Below are 24453 nucleotides of genomic sequence, written 5' to 3'. Positions count from 1 at the left end.
TTTTCAGGATGATGACACTATTTCCAGGTTTTCAGGTTACGGGAATAAAAAGTCCATTCTGGGGTATTGATCACATCTTTGTCAATATCGTACCAAGGGCTTAACGCTGCATTGTTCCAATTGTTCAATAGCTGTATTTCCTGCGCAGGCATATAGCTTTGGGCAAGTAATCCAATTGTTTTGCCTTCCTTATTTTTTGCAAGATCAACGACGATAATCGCATGGCCAATGGGGGAGCCTTTCTGTATAAAAGTGTCTCCGATTTTGACAGTTGTGGACGATTTTACATTAGGAAGCTCATCGTGCAAAGAAGCCGTGTTGGCATAGGCAAAAATATACTCCATATACTTCCAGTATTTTGGATACGAATAGTCTCCTTTGGCATAATCTGTATAGGTGCGTGGTTTGCCATCGGAGAGAAAATTGAATCTAATGTCCTGATATCTCTTTTGCTGGTAGAGGTAATCTGCCCTTAATCGCATGACCGCGTCGGCACATTGATGCAGGTCGCGTTTGCCAATATCGAGTTTTATAACGCTATTATAGATGTTGTTTCGGGGCTTAATTTTTCCGTTATAATAACGTACCTCATGATCAATGGGGTATAAGGGAAGGTTTTCGAGAAAACTACCGAAATCTTTCGACGTGTAGCTGAGTCTTTCAAAACCTGCGGGCAATAAGATTCTTGATTTGACAGTCATTCCCTTTGGATCAATAAACTGTCTCCCGTCAGGATTGTTGGTCTCCACAGTTAGGTCTTTGGATTTCGGTTGGGATACTGCTGAATTAGACTGTCCGCAGCCGATAAGAGCTTGTAAGGATAGCATGGATAATAGCAGGTATGTTGTTGTCATATCAGAGTTTTTAAGTCAGTGTTACCGATCTTACTAAGATAGTCAAAATTCGGCAGAGTGCCCAGGTTGAGTAGTCCTGTAAAATTAAGAAATTTTTAAGCTGAAGATGAGTGTTTTGGATCATTTTCTGATGTAGCTTAGCCGAAGTTAATCGCAATATTTTATGTCAGAAAAACAGATTTTTCAGACGTCGAGCAAAAAGCGTTGGTACGCTTTTTCATGGATGAGCAGGGCACTGATTATTGGAATGGTCGTAGCCATCGTATGTGTTGTCTATACCCTGGGCAAGATCCAGGTGCCTCCATTTCCAACAATCAATACAAATGCACCTTTGACGGCAAAGTCTACCGCAAAGTTGAAAAACTCGAAACAGTTTAAGGAGTTTACGGTCGTCAGATCGGAACTTGAAAAGATTAAACGCGACCGGGAGCTGAAACATATGAAGCATCTTGGCAATAAAAATAGGATTAACATGGGCTTTTATGTGAGTTCCTGGTCCAATGAGGTTCGTCAGCAATCTTTGTCAGACCTCAGGCGAAACATAGGACATCTGGATATGGTTGCCATGGAGTCCTTTTTTACGGTGCCCGGTCAGGATACCATTGTCGATAAAGCCGATACCGCTGCCCTGAATGTGATCCATCAATATAAACGGAAAGCAATTGCCCAAATTTCCAATTTCAGCGGTAATGACTTTGACGGACAGACTGTACGGACAATACTTTCAGATCCAGCAAAACAGCAACGTTTTATTGATGATATTTTAATCAAAATAAAGCGGAATGGTTTTTCAGGTATCAATATCGACTTTGAAAACCTTCAACTGGATGACCGTAAACCTTTGAACGATTTTATGGCGCGAATCTATCAGGTTTTTCATAGCGAAGGTTTGCTGGTTTCACAGGATATTTCACCCGAAAATGATGATTATGATCCCATTTCGCTACAAAAATACAATGATTACATCATTTTAATGGCCTATGATCAGCATTCCATCGAAAGTAATGCCGGTGCGATTTCCCACCAGGCTTGGGTCGAAAAGAACCTGGATGAGCTGTGCAGTAAGGTGGATGCGGATAAAGTGATTTTGGCATTGGCCTGTTATGGATACGATTGGCCCGTTGGAAAAGTGGGCAAGACCCTGACCTATGATAATGCCGTTATCCTGGCACATAATTACAATGCAAACATTCGGTTCGATCGGGAGTCAGCGAATCTTAATTTTAGTTACAAGGATGGCACTGGCATGCGCCATGATGTCTATTTCACGGATGCAGCCACCTACTTCAATTTGATCCGTAAAGCTGACGATTGGGGATTGGCGGGTATAGCACTTTGGCGGTTGGGAAGTGAAGATGCCCGTTTATGGTCCTTTATCTCGAGATCTTTGGATCATGATCATTTGGCCAAGGAGCCTTTTGATTTTGAAAAAATAAGTAAGATCAAGGTCGGGGGGATACAATATATTGGTGATGGTGAGATTCTGGATTTGGTGAATAGTCCCGAGCCAGGATTGGTAAAATTTGCATACAATCCGGCTAATGGTTTGATTGAGGATCAACAATATGTCAAGACGCCAAGCAATTATGTGATTAAGCGTTTTGGCGAAAGGGACAACACCGTCGTATTGACTTTTGATGATGGCCCTGATCCTACCTACACACCCGAGGTTTTGGATATTTTAAAAAGAGAGCATGTTCCGGCAGCATTTTTTCTTGTGGGGGTTATGGCCGAAAAAAATATGGATCTGGTACGTAAAGAATATCAGCAGGGGCATGAACTTGGGAACCATACTTTTTTCCATCCCGATATGTCAACGATAGGTCCCAATCGGGTCAAATTTGAGTTAAATGCAACCCGGAAGATCATTGAATGTATTACTGGGCATAGCACGATTCTGTTCCGTGCACCGTTTAATGCTGATGCCGAACCGCAGACTGTCGCTGAAATTCTTCCGGTCGCCCAGAGCCGAAAGGAAAACTATATTAATGTCGGTGAGTATATTGATCCCAATGACTGGCTTCCCGGTCGTACTGCGGATGAAATTTATAATGAAGTTGTAAAACAACGTGATAATGGTAATATTATCCTGCTGCATGATGCTGGCGGTAATCGGGAGGCTACTATTGAGGCACTACCCCGTATTATTCATTATTTCAAAGCGCATGGTTATAAATTTGCGACGATCGGAGACCTTATGGGTAAGAAACGCGATGAGCTAATGCCACCCGTGGAAAATGCATCGGATTCGGGGTTCAGCGGATCATCCAATCGACTTTTTTTAGGAACACTGTTTTACGGAAATATCTTTCTTAACCTGATTTTCTCACTAGCGATTGTATTGGCGATCTTCCGTACAGTCATGATTGCCTATCTGGCCATACGACAAAAAAGAAAAAATAGGAAGGAACAATCGGAATTGATATCGGATCCACAGGAAAAGGTCAGTATTATTATTCCAGCCTATAATGAGGAGGTGACCGTTTTGGCAACGATCAAAAGCCTGCTTCATCTCGATTACCCAGCCTATGAACTGATTTTTGTTGATGACGGATCCAAAGATAAAACCTTCGAAATTGTGAGCAAGGTCTATGGCGACCACCCAAAGGTCAGGTTGTTTACAAAACCCAACGGCGGTAAAGCCTCGGCGCTGAATTATGGCATCCAACAGTCCGATGCGGCTTTTGTACTCTGTATAGATGCAGATACGCAGTTGAAGACTGACGCTTTGCGGATGTTGATGAAGTATTTCAATAAAGATCAGGTGGCTGCGGTTGCCGGTAGTGTGAAAGTCGGTAATGTACACAATATGTTGACCCATTGGCAAGCTATAGAATATATCACTTCGCAGAATATGGATAGAAGGGCTTTTGATCTGCTCAATATGATTTCGGTCGTTCCCGGTGCAATCGGCGCTTTTCGGCGATCCGTCATTTTGGAAGTCGGTGGGTTTACAACAGATACATTGGCCGAAGACTGTGATCTGACCATGCGTATACTGAAAGCCGGCTATACCGTACGCAACTCGGCAGAAGCGGTTGCATTCACCGAAGCTCCCGATACTGTAAAAATGCTTTTCAAGCAACGCTTCCGCTGGAGTTTTGGCGTGCTGCAAAGCTTCTGGAAAAATAAGAATACCTTGTTAAACCCCCGATACGGATATTTTGGTATGGTCGGTATGCCCAATATCTTGATTTTTCAGATTATCCTGCCCTTATTTGCGCCATTGGCAGATCTATTTATGCTGTTTTCCTTGATCAGTGGCCTGTTTTCGCTGAGCGAAGTCAATGGAATCAGCTGGACAGGGCTCGCCGGTTTGTTCTCCTTGCATAATGGTTTTGGTCAGGTCATGTTTTATTACTTTTTATTTGTATTCGTGGATATTTTCTTTGCCGGGATTGCTTTTCGGATGGAAGGTGAGAAAATGAAAAATTTAATCTACCTGTTTCCGCAGCGTTTTTTCTGGCGGCAACTGATGTATTTTGTGCTATTCAAATCGGTCAGAAAAGCCATTAAAGGTGAATTGAATACCTGGGGTACATTGAAGCGAACTGGGGGAGTGCGGGAGGTAACGGTCAGCGAATAGGGACTAGATCTTGGCGGTACCCCATTTTCTAAGTAATTTAGAACGGGAGAATCTGTTTTCATAGTCGAGTAGACATGATTCGCTAAAAAAGGAAGATAAACATGAAAATACTTTCGGCAGCCCAGATGAGCTGGGTGGATAGGCAAACGATGCAAGATGAGAGGATCAGTAGTCTTGACTTGATGGAGCGGGCAGCGACAGCTGTTTTTGAAGCAATCAAGCAACAGCATCCAAGCTTGGAGCAGCACTCTTTTTGTATTTTTTGTGGTAAAGGCAATAATGGTGGCGATGGACTGGTGCTGGCTAGGCTCCTGGATCAACAGCAAGCTGATGTCAGCGTTTATTTAATTGATACGCCGGATTATTCAGCGGATAACTTAGCAAACCAAAACCGGTTTCCTGCTCATCTTATCCAAAAAATCAGTACTGAAAGTCAGGTTCATATTCCTGAAGGGGCAATTGTGTTGGACTGCCTTTTTGGCTACGGTTTGAAATACCCATTGAAGGAAGATTGGCGGAATCTCATCGCAGCCATCAATCATTGTGATGGACCACGCTATGCGATAGATATGCCTTCAGGTCTTTTAAGTGACGAAACTACACCCCAGAATTCACCCGTGGTGGAGGCAGATCTGGTGTATACGTTTCAGTCCCCTAAATTGGGACTGTTAATGCCTGAGAATAGATTTCGGGTCAAAGCATTTCGCGTATTGGATATTGGGCTGAGCTCAACGGCCTTTGATCAGGTTGATACTGCTTTTCACTATGTCGATTCAGCTTTGCTTAGGTCGTTCTATCGGAAACGAAATAAATTTGATCACAAAGGAACCTTCGGGCATAGTCTGATCGTCGGTGGGAGTAGGGGTAAGATGGGCGCTGTACAATTGGCCTTAAAGGCTGCTTTGCGTGCGGGCTGTGGTTTAGCTTCTGCTTACATACCATCCTGTGGCTATACAAGTATACAAACTACCGTCCCCGAAGCGATGGTAATTAATGACACCGACGACGATCTGATCACACAGTTTCCCGATATACATAGCTTTCAATCCATCGGTATCGGCATTGGTATGGGGACAGCCCAATCTACGATTGATGCTTTTAAGGTGTTTATCGCGCAGGGTCTTGATACCCCATTGGTATTAGATGCTGATGCATTGAATATCTTGGCGCAAGAACCTGAGCTATGGCAGTTCGTTCCGAAACAAAGTATATTGACTCCACATCCCAAAGAATTAAGTCGATTACTGGGAACTTGGCAAAATGATTTCGAAAAGATGGATAAGGTGAAGGCCTTTGCAGCACAATACCAGTTGTGCGTTTTGATCAAAGGAGCCAACAGTGCGATGGTTACACCTGAAGGAGTAATTTATTTCAATAGCACCGGCAATGTAGGAATGGCGACGGGTGGCAGCGGAGATATCTTGACAGGGATATTGACAGCTTTGATCGGTCAGGGCTATTCCTCCCGGGAAGCACTGATTATGGGAGTATACGTTCACGGAAGGGCAGCTGATATTGCGGTACCTTCGATTGGCGTTTATTCCTTATTGCCTTCAGACATTATTAGTTACCTTCCAGCGGCATTTTTAGAACTTGAAATACAGTGATGACAGATTGGTATATTGAACAGGTATTTGCGGCTCGCACCTGGAAGCTCCGAAAGGAGGTGTTCAGTGCCAAAGGGCAACTGTCGGAGGTCATGCTTGATGGGGATTTTGAAGCGGCTCATTTCGCAGCTTATAGTGGTGACGAGGTTGTTGGTATACTTACCTTGCTGTGCTCGGAAGGGGATTATGAGATTCTTTATTTTGCCGTTCACCCCGATTTTAGAAAACAGGGGGCAGGTAGCGCGCTACTTCGTTATGCACTCCAATTTGTTAAAACAGTTGAAGGTCGTAGTCTTTTTGTTCGGGCGACTTCGGAGCAGCATCATTTTTGGATACGAAATGGATTTGTCATGATGAAAGAATCAGGTAAGCCGGACCGATTGCCCTCAAGCTCGCATTGTCTGCAACGAGATGTTGAGAATAATGCAAATCATGTCCGCTACGCATGGCGAAGTATCTAAAAACAACGATCATCAGGTACATGATGACCTTGTTTTGCTAGTAAACGATATCTTTATACCGTCTAAATGCTTGTATAATCAATACGGTCTGCCGCTGTAATCGGCCGGATGATACGACATGGATTTCCAGCGGCAACGACATCTGCCGGAATATCTTTAGTCACCACCGAACCCGATCCGATCACCGCATTTCTGCCGATACGGACACCCGGGTTAACAATGACCTGACCACCGATCCATACGTTATCTTCAATGACAATGGGTGCTGAAAATTCCCAGCCTTGATTTCTTGTTTCAAAATAAATCGGATGACCAGCGGTGAAAAGGCTGACGTTCGGACCAAACAATACGTTTTCACCGATTGTCACCGGAGCCCCATCCAAAATGGTACAATTGTAATTGCTGTAAAAGTTTTCACCTATTGAAATATTGTAACCGTAATCGCAACGGAATGGTGGTTCCAAAAAGAAACGGGTACCGGTCGCTTTAAATAGCTTTTGGATGATCTGCTTTCTGAATTTGATCTGTTTCGGTTCGGAGTCATTGAATCGTTTGAGTTCTTCCTTTGTATATTGTCTTTCCTTAAATAGCTGTCCATCCGTATCAATATAAGGGATGCCCGCAATCATTTTCTCCTTGGGTGATTTCATTCAGTCAATATTTTTGATCTGGCGCAAATATACAGGAAGTTTTTCAGGCTCCATATGGGCGTATAAAATTTAAGGAAGCCATTTATCCACGAAATTTACTCCTTCCGGATTAAATAACATACTCTTTACAAACAATTTGCTGTTGAAAAGCATTTAGATAATGGAACACACGAATGCTATTGCCCTTACAAAAGGCTTTTATTCAAAAACAATCATTTCAATGAAAATCGCTTATATCAGTACTTACCTACCAAAAGAATGTGGGATTGCCACCTTCACCTCGGATCTGTTACATGCTGTGGCCTTACACAACCAGGATTTGACCCAGCACGTTATTGCCGTTGCGGACCGCGACTATGCTTATCCTGGAGAGGTGGTTTTCACCATAGATCAACAGCATCAGCTTTCCTATATCGCGGCTGCCGACTACATCAACAATAACGGTTACGATTGCGTTATCCTGGAACACGAATATGGTATTTTTGGCGGAAATAGCGGTATGTATATTCTTTCGCTTATCAATGCACTCCATATTCCTTTGTTGGTCAATTTACATACCATTCTGGAAAAGCCAAATGTAGATGAAAAAGCAATTTTAATTGAAATAGTCAAACGGGCTTCGATTGTTGTTGTCATGAGTAATTATGCAATTACACTATTGAAATCTGTCTATCGGATCAATACGGCAAAAGTTAGGCTCATCCATCATGGTGTGCCCGAATTTCATCTTACTCAGGAGGAAGCAAAAGAGAAAAAGGGATTTTCCGGGAAAAAGATTTTACTGACTTTCGGGTTTATAGGGCGCAATAAGGGAATCGAAACAGTTATCGAGTCACTTGCTGCGGTCGTTAAAAACGAACCCGATCTTATTTATTTGATTGTTGGCAAGACACACCCCAATGTGCTTGCCCATTCCGGGGAAGAATACCGTGAATACCTAAAGAGTATGGTCGATGCATACCATTTGGAAGATCATGTCCAATTTGTCAATTCTTTTGTGAGCCAGTCCGATCTAGTGACCTATTTATCTGCCTGTGATGTGTATGTCACTCCCTATGTCAATGAAGCCCAGATCACCAGCGGCACATTGTCGTATGCCATTGGAGCAGGAGCAGCAGTGGTATCTACTCCATATTGGCATGCCAAGGAGTTATTGGCTGATGGGCGGGGGGTACTGGTCGAATTTAAGAATCCAGCATTAATGGCAACGACCTTGGCAGCTCTATTTAGCAATCAGGAATATCGCATGACGCTGCGGGACAATGCCCGTGTCTTTGGTAAAGAAATGACCTGGCGGAATATCGGGCTCCGCTATTCCCGACTTTTGGATAAAGTAGTTCCTTCGCTTGATGGCTTTAAGGAAAACGTGACATTTTCCAAAGATGAAATGCCCAAATTCAGCTGGAAGCATATTGATCGCCTGACCAACCAGGTCGGTATACTGCAACATGCGACATACTCACTGCCTAATTATAAGGAAGGTTATTGCCTGGACGATAATGCGCGGGCCTTATTGGTGACGCTATTGGCTCAGCCTGACTTTGCGGACAAACGGCATGATCGTCGTATCTCAACTTATTTGAGTTATATCTATTATCATCAGCGCGAAGACGGATTGTTTCATAATTTCATGAGTTTTCAGCATAATTTCCTGGATGAAGTGGGGTCTGAAGATTCTTTTGGTCGAACGGTCTGGGCTTTGGGTGTACTCCTTCGGGAAACGAAATTGACAAGTTATTATCAGTTGGGACATGAGTTGTTTTTCAGATCCGTACCACATTTTAAGCAGTTGCGGTCAAACCGTGCTATTGCCTATACCATACTCGGAATTGCGGAGTATTTGCGTCACCAGTCGAATGACGAAGTTATGGTCGAACTAATGCGGGAGCTGATCGGAAAGTTGATCAAAGAATATGAGGCGAGCTCGGACGACAGTTGGCAATGGTTTGAACCGGTACTGGCTTATGACAATGCCATTTTGCCCTATGCGTTATTGACGGCCTATCCATTTCTGAATGATGAGGCTGTGAAGCAATTAGGCTTGCTGACCTTGACATTCCTGGAGGGTATTACTGTTCAGAACGGAGGTCTTTCTTTGGTTGGGAATCAGGAATGGGCAAAACAGGGAAAGCATATCAGCAAATTTGGCCAGCAGCCCCTCGATGTCACAGCTATGGTGTTTATGTACCGTGAGGCCTTTAGACTCACCAACAAAAAAGTATATTTTGCCCGTATGATCGCATCCTTCCGCTGGTTTTTAGGTGAGAATGACTTGAAACTAGGCTTGTATGATGAGGAGACCAAGGGATGCTGTGATGGCCTTGAATCCTATGGAATCAACCGAAATCAAGGGGCTGAAAGTACACTCTGTTTTTACCTCGCATATATCGTGGTTTACCGGGCCTTTATTGATAGCGCTCAGGATTCAAAATAGCGAGTAGGAGTTCTTCCAGATTGATGGTTGCATAAGTCGATGCATAGTCGGACATCGCATAGGGCAAAATAAGCTGTTCGTTATGAACCAGTGCACCACAGGAATAAATAACATTCGGTACATAACCTTCGCGCTCTTCATCATTTGGGGTCATCAAAGGGCTATGCAGGCGGCCTATTTCTACATGCGGGTTATCCAGATCCAGTAGGGCGGCGCCGAGGACATATTCGCGCATCGGTCCGACAGCATGGGTCAAAATCAGCCAGCCATATTGTGTTTCTATCGGTGAACCACAATTGCCTATCTGCACAAATTCATATGCATATTCGGGTTGTTGGATACGTATGGCGGTTTCTTGCCAGATATTAATGTTATGTGAATAAGCAATATAGTTGTTTTCACCGTCTATCCGACAGAGCATCGCGTATCGTCCGTTGATTTTTCGGGGAAAGAGCGCCGCGCCTTTATTGGCGATCTCCCCATAGATCGGTTTCACTTTAAAGTGATAGAAATCCTTCGTGGTCAAAAGCTTAGGGAGGATACTAAAACCGTCGTAAGCCGTATAGGTGGCATAGTAGACACTTTCGCCCTTTTCATCTTTGAATTGCACGAAACGGGCATCTTCAATCCCTCTTTTTTCGGTGTCCGCAATCGGAAAGATCACACGTTCGGAAATGGAGGTGTCCAGCGAAAAGGTCATTTCATAATGCGATGAGGCAAGCCACAGTGCCTGCTGCAGAAAAGTGATGTTTTCTAGATTTTCCTCACTGTCCTGCCTGACCTCGTCAATATAGCGTTTGAGTTCTTCATAGGTAAATGTTGCTGTTAATTTCTCCTCAAGTTTCGTCTTGACTTCAGTAGGTTCGGCATGAAGCTCGTTCATCTTCTTTAAGAAAGATTCTTTATGGTAACGGTGGTTTTTGACCTGAATAGGTTTATCCAACAAATTACCGATGTAATCTATGTGAATATTATTGTCCAGATCAAGTGTTCCGGCCCGAAATACAATCGAGGATACATGGCCTTCACCAGTGGCCCGAAAGCTGAGTATCACCCGTTTTTCGCCCTTAAAGAGCTCGGTCTGATCCGGGTGTTCTACGATGGAGGGATTAAAAAGGGCCGCCGATTCAATGGAATACTCCATCGTAAAGTAAGAGCCGATCAGTAGTTTGTCCAATTGGCTGAGTTTTTCTTTTGGAAAAGGGATTTTTTCCAGTAAGTAACTCACACGCTCAAAATTACGTTCGAAAATATTGATAATACTACGATGTCTTTTTGTGTAGCTCCGAAGAACCTGGCCAAAAACCTCTTTACGCTCAGATTCGGTCAGTTCCAGTGCACGTTTGATGACCTTGATGGTACGCTCCTCACCGAGAGAGAAGAACCTTGCCAGTACCCTTTTCTTATCCGGTTTGAAATAAATGTCTTTTCGCTCTACTTTTACGGGTTTGTGCATGTCAGTATTTTTCAAGTTTACACTCTTATAAGAACGATCAGCGAAGGGTTTTTGTTTTTATAAGCTTCCGATAAAGGGGGATATATTATAAAAATGGAGTAACTTTGACGGGTACAAATTTTTAGATATGGCGGAAAATAGTTTAGATAAATTAGAACCAAAAGCAATTTGGAAAAATTTTGCTGCTTTAAATGCTGTTCCACGGGCTTCGAAAAAAGAAGAGCGTGTGATTGCATTTATGGTAGATTTCGGAAAAAAACTGGGCTTAGCAACCAGTGTAGATGAAATAGGTAATGTGCTGATCAAGAAACCGGCAAGTGCGGGAATGGAAGATCGCAAAACTGTGGTGCTGCAATCGCACTTGGATATGGTCCACCAAAAGAATAACGATACCGTTTTTGACTTTGACAATGAGGGTATTAAAATGTATGTCGATGGTGACTGGGTAAAAGCCGAAGGAACTACTTTGGGAGCGGATAATGGACTGGGGGTGGCTACGATCATGTCTATTTTAGAATCGACAACAATTGTTCATCCAGCGATTGAAGCTTTGTTTACCATTGATGAAGAGACTGGAATGACTGGGGCTTTGGGATTAAAAGGTGGTGTGTTGTCAGGCGAGATCCTATTGAACCTTGATACTGAAAATGACAATGAGATAGACATCGGTTGTGCGGGCGGTATTGATGTTACGGCAACACAATCCTATGTTGCAGAAGCCTGTCCTTCGGATACCGTATCTTTTGAACTTACGGTAAAAGGTTTGCATGGCGGACATTCAGGTATGGATATCCATAAGGGCTTTGCAAATGCGAATAAGGTGATGAACCGTCTACTGTTTAAGGCAAATGAGCGCTATGGCTTACGCATTGCATCGTTATTGGGTGGAAGCCTTCGTAATGCAATCCCAAGGGAGAGTGTGGCTAAGGTTGTTGTTGCCAAAGATAAATCGGCAGCTTTTGTTGAGGCATTAACACAACTGGCACAGGCTATCAAAATCGAGTTTGCGACGACTGAACCGGTTATGGAAATCTTGGTGGAACCAACGGAAGCAGTATGGACAACAGTTGTTCCTGTCCTTGTACAGGAGAATTTAATTAATTGCGTTTATGCGGCGTTGAATGGTGTATATCGGGTGAGTGCAGATTTCGAGGATCTTGTTGAAACTTCCAATAATATCGCTAAAGTTGAGGTCGGATCGGAGCAGATTGCGATCAAATGTTTGACCAGATCTTCGGTTGAAACGTCCAAGTTTGATCTAGCCTATTCATTGCAGGCAGCCTTTGAATTAGGAGGCTTTGATGTGGCATTCTCCGGAAATTATCCGGGATGGGCACCCAACCCAAATTCAGAAATTTTAGAGGTGCTTAAATCCATTTATACAAAACAACACGGGGAGGCTCCAGAAGTTGTGGCCTGTCACGCTGGATTGGAATGTGGTATATTGGGAACCAATTATCCCGGTATGGATATGATTTCTTTTGGTCCAACGATATTGGGGGCGCACTCACCGGCAGAACGCGCTTCGATATCTTCTGTTCAGAAATATTGGAGTTTTGTGCTCGAAATTCTAAAAGAGATCCCACGTAAGTAAGGTCGCTGTTCTTTTTTTGCTGCATTAGCAACTTAGATCATCGAATCAATATACAAAGGGCTGTTTGAAAAGTTGAACTATACTACATAGGTTTTTAAACTAAATCTGCGGGTACAGTTCAATAATTTGGACAGCCTTTTTCTTGGGATGCTTTCTCTTAGGTAGTCCTTTTTCGCTATCGCTGCGAGGATTTCCCAAACCCTGCAGATTCAGATTATAGCCATACTGTTTTCTTTTTCATTCAATGGGGCTCCATTTTTTTAGCGAGTCTGTCTTTTACGTGTCTATCTCTTAAATATTAGAAGTTAACGTAATATTTTGTCTTACGCATTTGAAAAAATTACCTTCGTTTTTTCATCGTCCCACGTTTTTTCATCGTCCCAAGTAGGTGAGTAGTTGCAATATTCGATGCTTTAAAAAAACAGCGGCTGTTGTTACAGTCGTATATGGCGATATTTTCAATTATTTTTCACTTTCCTTGCAGAAAACGAAAAATAATTGTATTTTCAGGATGAAAAAATGATTTACTAGACCAAAATTTTATTAAACCTCTCGATTGAGGGGTGTACCTAATATTGATATAATGACCATAATCCTCATTGTAATCAGCATTTGTTTGCTCATCCTATGTATTACTTATTTTAAGATTAATGCGTTTCTTTCTTTTTTATTCGTTTCTATTCTCAGCGGACTGTGCTTGGGTATTGCGCCGGATCAACTGGTCGGTACCATTGAAAAAGGTATTGCAGGGGTTATGGGAAGCCTGACCTTGATTATTGTGCTGGGGGCCATGTTGGGCAAGATTGTTGCCGAAAGTGGCGCTGCTGAAATTATCGCTGTGCAGATGGTTCGGCTGATGGGGGAGAAATACCTGCAGTGGGGTCTGATGCTGACCGGTTTTGTTGTCGGCATCCCGTTGTTTTACGGGGTTGGTTTCGTGCTGCTGGTACCGCTGATTTTTTCGATTTCTTATCGATACAAGCTTCCGGCCGTATATATTGGGCTGCCCATGCTGGCTGCATTATCGGTCACCCATGGATTTATTCCCCCACATCCATCACCAGTTGCGCTGGTCGCACTTTTTCATGCGGATATGGGACTGACACTGATATATGGTCTTCTGATTGCCATTCCCGCTATCATATTAGGTGGTCCTATTTTTGGCCGATCACTACGGAATATGCTCCCGAGTCAAGAATCAATCTTCCGGCAGGAAAAAACAGTCGATCAACAGGAATACAAGCAGCCTACGGTTGGTACCAGTTTGGTCGTTGCCTTGTTACCCGTCCTATTGATTATCTTATTTACCCTTATACCTTATATATACCATACCGACGATGCCAACGTACAGCGCTGGTTGAAATTTATCGGCAGCACAACAGTGGTCATGGTCATTGCGATCGTTGTGGCCACCTACTTATTGGGATTGAAACTTGGCCGTTCGATGGTCAAAGTCATGTCGATCTATGAGTCAGCAGTCAAGGATATTGCGATGATCTTATTGATTATTGCCGGATCTGGAGTTTTCAAACAAGTCATGGAGGATAGTGGTGTGAGCCTTTTATTGGCCAATACCTTACAGCAACTTCCTATTTCACCTTTGCTGTTAGCATGGTTAATTACTGCGGTCATCAGAGGTTGTGTGGGGTCAGCAACAGTTGCCGCATTGACCGCTGCGGGAGTTTTATTACCCATTGTTACAGCGGGCAAGGTTGACCCCAATCTGATGGTTTTGGCAATCGGGGCGGGAAGTCTTATGTTTTCCCATGTCAACGATGCGGGCTTCTGGTTGTTTAAGGAGTATTTTGGCCTGAGCATCAAGGATACCTTATTCTCCTGGTCGATTATGGAAGCAATTGTTTCCATCGTCGGATTGGTTGCTGTTTTGCTATTGCAAATAATTTTATATTAGCTATTATATTTTTAAACTTTAAAATCATTCACGATGTACAACGCAGATGAACAATTTGAGAAATTAGGTTTGACATTACCACCAGCGCCAGCACCTAAAGGTGTCTATAAACCATATGTTATTGATGGAAAGTATCTTTATCTTTCTGGACATGGGCCGGTACAGGATGATGCTTCCCTGATTATAGGACGGATTGGTAGTGATATCAGCCCGGAGGAAGGGAAACTTGCGGCCAGACAGGTAGGCTTGACGATGTTATCGACGATCAAAACCAATTTGGGGTCATTAAATAAAATTAAACGGGTTATTAAGGTATTGGGTATGGTCAACTGTACCTCCGATTTCTTATACCACCCTGGGGTAATCAATGGCTGTAGTGAATTGTTTGCTGCGGTTTGGGGCGAAGAAAATGGAATCGGTACACGGAGTGCAGTTGGTTTCGGCTCTTTACCGGATAATATCCCTGTCGAAATCGAAGCGCTATTCGAATTATATTAACGAACTGATCATGGAAACTTGGTATCGGGTACAAAATGTCGATCAGGTAGATACACCGGCATTGCTGGTGTATCCAGATCGTATCGTTCGGAATATAGACCGCGCACTGAAGTTTGTGGACGGCCGTGTGGATCGTTTACGGCCACATATCAAAACCAATAAATGTCAGGAGGTCTGTCAGCTGATGCTGGAGCGCGGGATCAGCAAATTCAAATGTGCAACTATTGCTGAAGCCGAATTGTTGGGTATTGCAGGGGCAAAGGATGTGCTATTGGCTTATCAGCCTGTGGGACCCAAGATTGATCGTTTGCTGCAGTTGATTGAAGCTTTCCCCGACACACATTATGCCTGTCTGGTCGATAATGCCGATTCTGCATTACAGCTATCTGCATGCGGGGCGGAAAAAGGGCGACCTATCGCAGTTTATATCGATGTAAACGTTGGTATGGGGCGTACTGGAGCTTCTCTTGCACAGATAGAGCGCCTTGTGTTAGACATCCAACTATTGGATGGAATTCAACTGGTCGGTGTACACGGCTACGATGGCCATATCCACGATAAAGATGACAAAGTACGTGAGCAACAAAGTCAAAAGGCTTACAGTGTGCTCGAAATGGCTTATGTCATGGCGCAGGTTTCCACGACTATTCCATTAACGAAGGTCATCGGCGGATCGCCCAGTTTTCCGTTTCATGCCGAGCGCAGTGATGTAGAATGCAGTCCGGGGACATTCGTGTTTTGGGATTTTGGTTACGCCGAAAATTATGCCGAACAGGACTTTTTAGTTGCCGCTGTGTTGCTGACACGTGTTGTTTCCATTGTAGATCACAAGCATCTCTGCCTGGATCTTGGCTACAAGTCTGTTGCCAGCGAATCGCCGCAGCCCCGTGTCAAATTTTTTGATCAGCGGATCGGTGAGATCAAAATGCAGAGTGAAGAACATCTGGTCGTTGAAGTCAGGGACAGCGCCGACTTTAAGATAGGTGATGAACTGTATTGTGTGCCGCGGCATATTTGTCCTACAGTTGCCTGTTACGACGAATTGCAGGTGGTCAACAATGCAGTTGTGGATCAGGTATGGAAGGTGCTTGCACGAGGTAAAAAGATAAATTATTGATATGTACGAATTTGAAATGCCTTTTGTGGTTGATGCTCACTTAGATTTGAGCATGAATGCCATGGAGTGGAATAGAGATCTCCGGCTACCCATTCAGGAATTGAACCGAAGGGAGCAGGGGATGGAAGATAAGCCCGACAGGGCAAAAGCTACGGTTACTTTTGAGGAGCTACGTAAAGGAAATATCGGTATCGTTGTAGCTACGCAGATTGCACGATTTGTCCGTCCGGACAGCACTTTGCCGGGCTGGAACTCGGCAGAGCAGGCCTGGGCGCAGACACAGGGGCAGTTGGCCTGGTACAAGGCCATGGAGGCTGACGGACATATGAAAATGATTAAAACAAAGAGCGATTTGGATCAACATCGTGCTTTGTGGTCCCAGGGAACTGATCACTCAAATAAGCCCATCGGTTACCTGCTGAGTTTGGAAGGCGCCGATTCTCTGGTGGATATCAGTCATGTGGAAGTTGCCTACAATTACGGTTTGCGGGCGATCGGCCCAGCACATTATGGGCCGGGGAGGTATGCCAATGGAACAGATTCCTCCGGTAAACTGAATGCGCAAGGTGTACAGTTATTGCAGGAAATGGAACGATTGGGGGTGATCCTAGATGCAACACATCTTAATGACGATGCTTTTTGGGATGCGATGGGCAGATACAATGGGGCAATCTGGGCCAGCCACAACAATTGTCGGAAGTTTGTGGATCACAACCGACAGTTTAGCGATGAGATGATCAAGATTCTGGTGGAGAAGGGAGCCGTTATCGGCGTTGCTTTAGATGCCTGGATGATGGTGCCCAACTGGGTACGTGGTATATCTGATCCCAAATCCAGCAACTGTTCGATGGAAATCATGGCCGATAACATTGATCATATCTGTCAGTTGGCGGGCAATGTCAATCATGTTGGGGTAGGGAGTGATCTGGATGGAGCCTTTGGTCGGGAACAATGTCCTTACGATCTGGAAACCATTGCCGATATCCAAAAGGTTTTTGGGATATTGAAAGGACGCGGATACAGCAGCGCTGATCTTGAAAAAATCGCCAGTCAGAACTGGTTGAATTTTATGCGGAATGTCTTACCGGAATAGGGGAAAGTCTTACTGGAATAGCAGAAAGTCTTCCCTGAGTAATGGCAGTTCGTGATAGCTATCATCCTATCGAGATGCCTGACATCATATCACCATCTTTGTCTTTGGCGATTAGGGCCATGATCGTTGACAAAAAATGATCGTTGAAAACACAGGTTTAACCCTTTAGAGGGCGGTAGTCTTCTGTAAAGTCACTTCAAGGTTAAGCATTTGGGACAGATAAAATCAGATTATGGTAAGCAGATCGTTACATCTAAGGCTGCTTTCGCGGTGGGTATGTACTCTAAATAAATGATATATTCGTAAACAGAAACAATTCTAAACCACTATGACGTTTACTTTACGCCTCCAATTATCCTTGATGATGTTTTTGGAGTATTTTATCAAAGGAGCTTGGTTTGTCACTTTAGGTACCTACCTGATCAAGTCCCTGAATGCATCAGGAATGGAAGTTGCCAATATATTTTCTACGCAGTCCCTGGGGGCTGTATTTGCTCCTTTTTTTGTTGGCTTTGTCGCAGACCGTTATTTTAATGCGGAGCGGGTGCTCTCGGTTTTGCATCTATTGGGTGCGGCATTGCTTTATGGGATGTCCCAGGCGCCTGATGCCAGCCATTTTTACCCCTATATCTTTGTGTATTTCATGGCTTATATGTCATCCGTTTCCCTTTCCAACGGTATTGCTTTCCGCCATATCACAGATGCTAAAAAGTATTTTCCTGGGATAAGGGTATGGGGAACAATCGGTTGGATCTGTTCGGGGCTTGTGATCAGCTACCTGTTTCGTTGGGATAGCCCAGAGGCAATAAGTCAGGGAACCCTGCACAATACCTTTATTTTGGGAGCGGTATGTTCGGTGCTTTTGGCATTGTTTAGCCTATTTCTTCCCAAAACTCCACCGCAGATACGGGTTAAAGATGAAAAATTTGATTTTGGAAAAGCCATTGGTTTAGATGCCCTGGGACTGTTAAAACAAAAGAGTTTCCTGATCTTTTTTGTTACGGCCATCGTGATCTGTATTCCCATTTCATTCTATTATCAGAACGCCAATCCATTTTTGGTCAATGTCGGTATGCCCAATCCTACTGCAAAAATGGCGTTGGGACAGTTTTCGGAAGCGATCTGTTTGCTGCTGATCCCATTTTTCTTTAGACGTTTGGGGTATAAGAAAATGATCCTATTGGGTATTGCCGCATGGGCACTACGATACTTGTTCTTTGCTTTTGGAGATGGACAGGAAAAGGCTTTTCTGCTTATCTTGGGTATCGTTCTACATGGAATCTGTTATGATTTTATGTTTGTCGTCGGACAGATCTATACCGATCGGATTGCAGGAGAGAAATATAAAGCTTCGGCGCAGGGACTGATTACGATTGCCATGTATGGTGTAGGGATGCTGATCGGATTCTGGGTTGCGGGTGGGGTTTCAGATTACCTCAAAGTGGCCTATGCCGATCAATTCTGGGAATACCTATGGTTTATACCGGCTGGAATTTCATTTTTCTGTCTGCTGCTGTTTGCTGTTTTTTTCAAAGAAGAAAAAACGGTACAGACAGCAGGGGATATAAAGTAATTCTAGCGAAGTAATAAAAAGGGCTGCTCAAATGCTAAACTATCCTTCAAAAGTATTTATCGTACTTTTGGGGTTCATGCTAGTTTTTTGAACAGCCTTTTTTCTAAAATAGGGGCTAAATAAGGCTTGATTAAATCATATCAAACCATTGCTGATATTTTTCGCCAATAAAAGGAAGCGCTTTTTTCTCGCCCGAGAATGCCGCAATTAAACCCAATATAAGAGCGATCAGCAAGATTATACCGACAACAGTCATGATTATTCCACCAATACCCGGGATAAAGCGCAACAAACCCAATGCAATTCCTGTGACGGTAATGCCAATACTCTGTCTGATGTGGAACTGACCTAAAGAAGTCTTTTCCTTATTGTTCATGATGATGGCAGCGATCAGGCCGATGAGGGTTAAATAGGAAATAATAGCAACTGTTTTGCCTTCGTTTGATGATGTGCTCTGCACTGAGTTTCTCTCCATGATACTTATACGATAAATTGTGATGTAAATGTATAAGGCAAATGTAAAAGAGAAAATCCCTGTTTTCTTTAGCTGAATTCAGGGATATTTAATTTTATGCAGTATTTACTGTCATTATTTAGGGCAATTGTAACTATCCTTCGACGCTTTCCAGCAATTGTTTTTCGTGAAGTTCAAAATATTCACCTCTTTTCTCCATTAACGCAAGGTGAGTGCCCTGCTCGACAATCTGACCTTGATCCATGACAAGAATATGGTCCGCATTTTTGATAGTTGAAATCCGGTGGGCAATGAAAATACAGGTTTTTCCCTTCATGATGCGGCTTAATGAGCGTAAGATCGTTTCTTCGGTTTTGGTATCAACAGCAGATAAGCAATCGTCAAAGATCAATATATTGGGTTCTTTTACCAATGCTCTGGCAATGGATACACGTTGTTTTTGACCACCCGATAGGGTGATACCGCGCTCTCCGACAGCAGTTTCAAAACCATCTTCAAAAGCGATAATATTATCATATACAGCAGCGTCCTTGGCGGCTTGTTCGATCTGTTCCTGTGTGAAATGATCCAGTCCGAAACCGATGTTATTGGCAATTGTATCCGAAAATAAGAATACATCCTGTGGGACAAAACCAATTTGTTGGCGTAGATTTTTGAAGTTGAGATCCTTTAATGCAATACCATCGTATTGGATATTACCCTGATCTATATCGTACATTCGCAGTAGTAGGTTGGCCAAAGTAGATTTGCCAGAACCAGTTTTTCCGATGATAGCCAGCGTTTTTCCAATAGGAACCTGGAATGATATATTTTTAATGGCTTGAATGCCTGTTTCGGGATAGGTGAACGAGATATTTTCTACCTTGATTTCACCTGCGATTTCTTTCTCTATTTTCCCATTGGCAATCGGCGATTGGCTTTCAAGGAACTCATTGATCCGTTTTTGTGATGCTGCGGCCCGTTGTACCAGCGAGGTCACCCATGCTAAAGACATGGCCGGAAAAGTCAATTGATTGACATAGATAATAAATTCGGCGATGTTTCCGGCTGTGACCGTTCCCTTAGCAACTTCAATACCACCGATATAGATGGTGATGACGGTACTGAGACCGATCAGCAATAAGATCAGCGGAAAGAAAACGGCCTGTACCTTGACCAAGTCCAATGCTGTGTTGCGGTAGATCGTACTTTCCTTTTCAAAAGCCTTCATTTTATTTTCCTCACGGGTATAGGTCTTGATGACCCGGATTCCCGCGAAGGTTTCCTGAACGAAGGAAGAGAGTTTCGCTAGCTGCTTTTGGATTTTTAAGCTGCGCTTATTGATGATTTTATTGACAAAAAGGATAATGACAGATAGGACAGGGATAGGTGCCAATGCATAGGTCGCCAGTCTTCCATTCACACTATACATGGCATAAATGACCATAATGGACAGTACCACGGTATTAATGGCATACATAATGGCTGGCCCTAGGTAATTACGTACCTGGTTGACATCCTCCGTTGCTCGGCTCATCAGATCACCCGTATTGTTTTTGCGGAAAAAACCGAAATTCAGTTCCTGATAGTGGTTGTATATTTCATTTTTAAGATCATACTCGATATAACGGGAACACAGAATAATGGTCTGCCGCATAAAGAATAGGAAAATACCCCGTAGGAGCGAGAGCAACAGGACGACAAAACCGAAGAATAGCAGGCTCGTGCCAAATACCTTATAGATAAGCTCCTGTCTATCAAACCCGTCAAACAGGCGGTAGAGATAAATATTTTCCTGTACCAGGTCAAACGCTTCACGGATTACCTTAGCGGGGAGCACCCCGAAGTAATTGGAAATGATGACAAAAATCACCCCTGGAACCAGTTTCCAGCGGTATTTATAAAAGTACTTATTTAAGTAAGCGAGATCCTTCATATTATGGGTACAAAAATAGGACTAATTCGTCAACTCTGCTTTATATTTCGATGAAATTACTGTCATTGGGAAATCAAATGTTAAGTCTTGGATAAAAAAAGATATTATGCACAACGAATAATTTTCCTACTTTTGCATCAAGTACCTTAAAAAATTAAAACAAATTAGAGTAGTACATTTTATGTCAACATCTCAAAATTCTATTTTTGAATTGATGAGCCAGTCTGGCCATCAAAACTTATTTTTCTGTAATGATGAATTAGTGGGCTTAAAAGCTATTGTTGCGATCCATGATACCACATTGGGTCCGGCAATAGGAGGGGTTCGTATGTTGCCATACGAAACTACAGAAGAAGCTATTGAGGATGCTTTACGTTTATCCAAGGCCATCACCTACAAATCGGCAATCACTGGATTGAATTTGGGCGGCGGAAGTGCTGTTATTATTGGTAACAGTCGTTTGGACAAATCTGAGGTTTTATTGCGCCGTTTGGGCCAGTTTATCGAAGGATTGAATGGTAATTTCATTGCTTCTTTGGATGTGGGTACCACCCAGCGCGATCTAGAATATATTTATACCGAGACGGATCATGTTGCCGGTTTGCCAAAAGCAATTCACGGCAGTGGCGTTGGAGATACATCAATTTTTGCAGCCCAAGGTGTTTATTTCGGGATTAAAGCCTGTTTGAAAGAGTTGTACGGATCAGAGAGCGTAGCAGGCAAAAAAGTTATTGTACACGGAGTAGGTAGCGTTGGTGAGCGATTGATCGCCATGTTGCGTGAAGAAAATGCACGGGTTTACGTGAGTGACATTACCGAAGAGAAAATGCTTAAGGTGGCGGCGAAATACAAAGCAGAGCCAATCCCATACAATGAAGTATTTGATCATGAGTTTGATGTCTATTCACCTTGTGCTTTGGGCGGTACAGTAAATCCAGAGTCAGCAAAAAAAATGCAATGTAAAATCATTGCAGGTTCAGCAAACAACCAATTGAAAGATGAGGTAGTGACCAGCGCTATTCTTCACGAAAGAGGTATTTTGTATGCACCGGATTACTTGATCAATGCAGGTGCATTGATTAGCTGTTATTCAGAAATTCAGAATTATGGCGTAGATCACACGGAGTTTGTGATCAAAAACATATATAATGCGACTAGAGACGTGTTGAAAAAATCAAAAGAAGAGAATATCTCTACTTTTGAAGCGGCTAATCGCATCGCGGAGAAGCGTATCCAAGATATTAAAAAAATCAAAAGATAGTCTTCTTTCCAAAATCGTTCTTATTTATTAGTTTATAAAAAATCGTTCTTTAAAATTACTATGTTAAACAGGAGACACCTGAGGGTAAAAGTAGTGCAAACGCTTTATGCGTACAGTCTTACAGAAGACAAAGACATCAAAACATTTGAAAAAGCACTATTAAAAAATGTGGATGAAGTCTACGAGATGTATATCTGGACACTGAATCTATTGGATGAGGTATCCGATTATGTATTGATAGACGCAGAAGGCAGAGCCAACAAGTTTTTGCCAACTGAAAAAGACTTGTCTCTAACGACCAAGTTAAGTACAAATACTTTTATTGAGTCATTAAGACAAAATCCGCAATATGCCGAGGGAGTCAAAAAATATAAGATTTCATGGAGCTTTGATCCGGAGATCGTGCGTACAGTATTTTTGCAATTGAAAGATTCTGAAGCTTATTTGGAATATTTACAGCAAGAAGATCGTTCGATCGGTACAGAAAAAGATATCATCAAACATATCTTTAAAAAGATCATTCTGAAATCACCAGTTATCGAGCAGGTTTTTGAAGAGAAATTTATAAACTGGCCTGTCGATAAAGAAGTGCTGCAAGCATTGATCGCGAAAACTTTTAAAAACTTCAGTTCGGAAGATCCGCGTAAAAACAAACTTGCTGAAATCACGCAAAACTGGAATGATGATAGCGATTATGTCATTGCTTTGTTGGGTAAGACAATCCGCAATACAAATGAGTATCAAAAATTGATTTCTGATAAGACAAAGAACTGGGAATCAGATCGTATCGCTTTGATGGATACCTTATTGATGCGCATGGCAATATGCGAATTGGTGAATTTTCCATCAATTCCTGTGAAAGTGACAATAAATGAGTATATTGAAATTTCTAAGGTATTCAGTACATTGAAAAGTAATACATTTATTAATGGTATCTTAGATAAAATATTAAGCGACTTGAACCAACAGGGAAGAATCCAGAAGGCAGGTCGTGGTTTAAGGGATTAAAGATCAATCAACAAATGAAGAACTTTAGTAAATATTCAGTTTTAGCTTTAGCATCAGTGCTTTTCTTTTCTTGCGGAAATTCTCAAAAAGGAAAAGAAGAAGCTGCTAAGACAGGAACTGAGGCAGTAGCAACAGACAGTCTTTCTAAAGCTGCGGCACAATTGGGTAAGGTAGAATTTGCAGAGTCGGCTTTCGATTTTGGCCAGGTCAAAGAAGGTGCAGAAGTGAAACACACATTCGTATTGAAGAATACGGGTGATGCGCCGGTTATTTTGTCCAAAGTGACTGCTTCTTGTGGATGTACACAGCCTGAGTTTTCAAAAAGCCCTATTTTACCGGGAGGAACATCGGATATCCATGTGACTTTCAAGAGTGAGGGACAGGTAGGTAAGCAGCAGAAGATCATCACGATCCAGTCGAATGCTTCCAACAGTATGACGACTGTTCAGCTAAAGGGCGAAGTATTACCAAAATAACGAATTATTAAACGATATAATAACAGATGAATACAGTATTATTACAAGCAGCAGGTGGGAGTAGCATGATGAGTTTTTTACCAATGGTTTTGATCATTGTGGTATTTTATTTCTTCATGATCAGACCACAGATGAAGAAGCAAAAAGACCATAAGAAATATATTGAAGAATTGGGTGTAAACTCTAAAGTTGTTACCACTGCGGGCATCCACGGACGCATTGTAGAGGTATCTGACACTACTTTCTTGGTAGATGTAGGTTCGGGCGTAAGAATTCGTTTTGACAAGTCTGCCATTGCTTTAGATGCTTCAAAAGCTGCGAACGCAACTGAGAAAAGCGCTTCATAAGCGTCTTTATTGAAAAAATAGCAAAGCCAGTCTCCATAGGAGATTGGCTTTTTTATTAGTTATCTTCTCTGTTTCAGCCAAAGTATGGTAATGCTAGCATGCTAGCTATTCCGGCTGTTTGCGTGCGGTCAGTTAG

At 42.8% G+C, this 24453-nt stretch carries 19 protein-coding genes; 14 read left to right on the top strand and 5 right to left on the bottom strand.

From position 1 onward, the window contains the following. Positions 1 to 17: 17 nt before the first annotated feature. Positions 18 to 854 (bottom strand): DUF4846 domain-containing protein, encoded by an 837-nt coding sequence (locus ABFX33_RS04175; RefSeq protein ID WP_346084453.1) that lies wholly within the window; start codon positions 852 to 854, stop codon positions 18 to 20. Positions 855 to 1017: 163 nt separating this feature from the next. Here ABFX33_RS04175 and ABFX33_RS04170 point away from each other — a divergent pair, with 163 nt between their 5' ends. From ABFX33_RS04170 to ABFX33_RS04160, 3 genes are all read left to right on the top strand, one after another. Further along, complete coding sequence (locus ABFX33_RS04170) at positions 1018 to 4440, top strand: trifunctional glycoside hydrolase family 18/polysaccharide deacetylase/glycosyltransferase family 2 protein (protein WP_346084452.1); 3423 nt, start codon at positions 1018 to 1020, stop codon at positions 4438 to 4440. Positions 4441 to 4541: 101 nt separating this feature from the next. Continuing rightward, positions 4542 to 6047, top strand: a complete 1506-nt coding sequence (locus ABFX33_RS04165) for an NAD(P)H-hydrate dehydratase (RefSeq protein ID WP_346084451.1) — start codon at positions 4542 to 4544, stop codon at positions 6045 to 6047. Further along, positions 6047 to 6508 (top strand): GNAT family N-acetyltransferase, encoded by a 462-nt coding sequence (locus ABFX33_RS04160; protein WP_257097651.1) that lies wholly within the window; start codon positions 6047 to 6049, stop codon positions 6506 to 6508. Before ABFX33_RS04165 ends, ABFX33_RS04160 begins: the two co-directional genes overlap by 1 nt. A 62-nt stretch (positions 6509 to 6570) precedes the next feature. On the opposite strand, the gene ABFX33_RS04155 is transcribed toward ABFX33_RS04160, so the two are convergent. Next, on the bottom strand, positions 6571 to 7158 hold the full coding sequence (locus ABFX33_RS04155) for a sugar O-acetyltransferase (RefSeq protein WP_257089376.1): 588 nt from the start codon (positions 7156 to 7158) through the stop codon (positions 6571 to 6573). A 220-nt stretch (positions 7159 to 7378) separates the two neighbouring features. On the opposite strand from ABFX33_RS04155, the gene ABFX33_RS04150 reads away from it, so the two are divergent. Next, entirely contained in the window at positions 7379 to 9592 is a 2214-nt protein-coding gene (locus ABFX33_RS04150) for a glycosyltransferase family 4 protein (RefSeq protein ID WP_346084449.1), read from the top strand. On the opposite strand, the gene ABFX33_RS04145 is transcribed toward ABFX33_RS04150, so the two are convergent. Further along, positions 9564 to 11048 carry a glycoside hydrolase family 130 protein gene (locus tag ABFX33_RS04145; RefSeq protein WP_346084447.1) on the bottom strand — a complete coding sequence of 495 codons (1485 nt, stop codon included), beginning with the start codon at positions 11046 to 11048 and terminating at the stop codon, positions 9564 to 9566. The genes ABFX33_RS04150 and ABFX33_RS04145 overlap by 29 nt on opposite strands. Positions 11049 to 11175: 127 nt before the next feature. On the opposite strand from ABFX33_RS04145, the gene ABFX33_RS04140 reads away from it, so the two are divergent. The 6 genes from ABFX33_RS04140 to ABFX33_RS04115 all read left to right on the top strand — a co-directional run bounded on the left by ABFX33_RS04140 (position 11176) and on the right by ABFX33_RS04115 (position 18835). Then, a complete protein-coding gene (locus ABFX33_RS04140; RefSeq protein ID WP_346084446.1) occupies positions 11176 to 12642 on the top strand; it encodes an aminoacyl-histidine dipeptidase in 1467 nt (488 codons plus the stop codon). A gap of 583 nt (positions 12643 to 13225) precedes the next feature. After that, positions 13226 to 14554 carry a GntT/GntP/DsdX family permease gene (locus ABFX33_RS04135; RefSeq protein WP_346084445.1) on the top strand — a complete coding sequence of 443 codons (1329 nt, stop codon included), beginning with the start codon at positions 13226 to 13228 and terminating at the stop codon, positions 14552 to 14554. 33 nt (positions 14555 to 14587) lie between these two features. Then, positions 14588 to 15052 carry a RidA family protein gene (locus ABFX33_RS04130; protein WP_120258327.1) on the top strand — a complete coding sequence of 155 codons (465 nt, stop codon included), beginning with the start codon at positions 14588 to 14590 and terminating at the stop codon, positions 15050 to 15052. Between the two features lie 10 nt (positions 15053 to 15062). Then, complete coding sequence (locus tag ABFX33_RS04125) at positions 15063 to 16169, top strand: D-TA family PLP-dependent enzyme (RefSeq protein WP_346084444.1); 1107 nt, start codon at positions 15063 to 15065, stop codon at positions 16167 to 16169. Between the two features lies 1 nt (position 16170). Continuing rightward, a complete protein-coding gene (locus ABFX33_RS04120; RefSeq protein ID WP_346084443.1) occupies positions 16171 to 17262 on the top strand; it encodes a dipeptidase in 1092 nt (363 codons plus the stop codon). Positions 17263 to 17590: 328 nt separating this feature from the next. Then, complete coding sequence (locus tag ABFX33_RS04115; RefSeq protein ID WP_346084441.1) at positions 17591 to 18835, top strand: MFS transporter; 1245 nt, start codon at positions 17591 to 17593, stop codon at positions 18833 to 18835. 130 nt (positions 18836 to 18965) lie between these two features. Here ABFX33_RS04115 and ABFX33_RS04110 read toward each other — a convergent pair whose 3' ends face one another. Together ABFX33_RS04110 and ABFX33_RS04105 are read right to left on the bottom strand one after the other, a co-directional pair. Beyond that, positions 18966 to 19310, bottom strand: coding sequence for a magnetosome magnetite crystal formation protein family (locus ABFX33_RS04110; RefSeq protein ID WP_346084440.1), 345 nt, complete (start codon positions 19308 to 19310; stop codon positions 18966 to 18968). Positions 19311 to 19443: 133 nt separating this feature from the next. Further along, entirely contained in the window at positions 19444 to 21225 is a 1782-nt protein-coding gene (locus ABFX33_RS04105; protein WP_346084439.1) for an ABC transporter ATP-binding protein, read from the bottom strand. A 181-nt stretch (positions 21226 to 21406) separates the two neighbouring features. On the opposite strand from ABFX33_RS04105, the gene ABFX33_RS04100 reads away from it, so the two are divergent. Genes ABFX33_RS04100 through yajC form a run of 4 tightly spaced genes read left to right on the top strand, consistent with a single transcriptional unit; the run spans position 21407 to position 24317 of the window. Continuing rightward, positions 21407 to 22486: a Glu/Leu/Phe/Val family dehydrogenase gene (locus ABFX33_RS04100; protein WP_346084437.1), complete on the top strand. Its 1080-nt coding sequence runs from the start codon at positions 21407 to 21409 to the stop codon at positions 22484 to 22486. Between the two features lie 60 nt (positions 22487 to 22546). Beyond that, complete coding sequence (gene nusB, locus ABFX33_RS04095) at positions 22547 to 23494, top strand: transcription antitermination factor NusB (RefSeq protein ID WP_108632211.1); 948 nt, start codon at positions 22547 to 22549, stop codon at positions 23492 to 23494. A gap of 14 nt (positions 23495 to 23508) precedes the next feature. After that, positions 23509 to 23970 (top strand): DUF1573 domain-containing protein, encoded by a 462-nt coding sequence (locus ABFX33_RS04090; RefSeq protein WP_346084436.1) that lies wholly within the window; start codon positions 23509 to 23511, stop codon positions 23968 to 23970. Positions 23971 to 23996: 26 nt separating this feature from the next. Continuing rightward, the gene (yajC, locus tag ABFX33_RS04085) at positions 23997 to 24317 is read left to right on the top strand and encodes a preprotein translocase subunit YajC (RefSeq protein WP_120258318.1); all 321 of its coding nucleotides are present in this window, start codon (positions 23997 to 23999) and stop codon (positions 24315 to 24317) included. The last annotated feature ends 136 nt before the right edge of the window (positions 24318 to 24453 follow it).

The sequence above is a fragment of the Sphingobacterium ginsenosidimutans genome (genome assembly GCF_039536865.1).
In the GTDB taxonomy this organism is placed as follows: Bacteria; Bacteroidota; Bacteroidia; order Sphingobacteriales; family Sphingobacteriaceae; genus Sphingobacterium; species Sphingobacterium detergens.
This window is presented reverse-complemented; position numbering and strand designations above follow the sequence as displayed.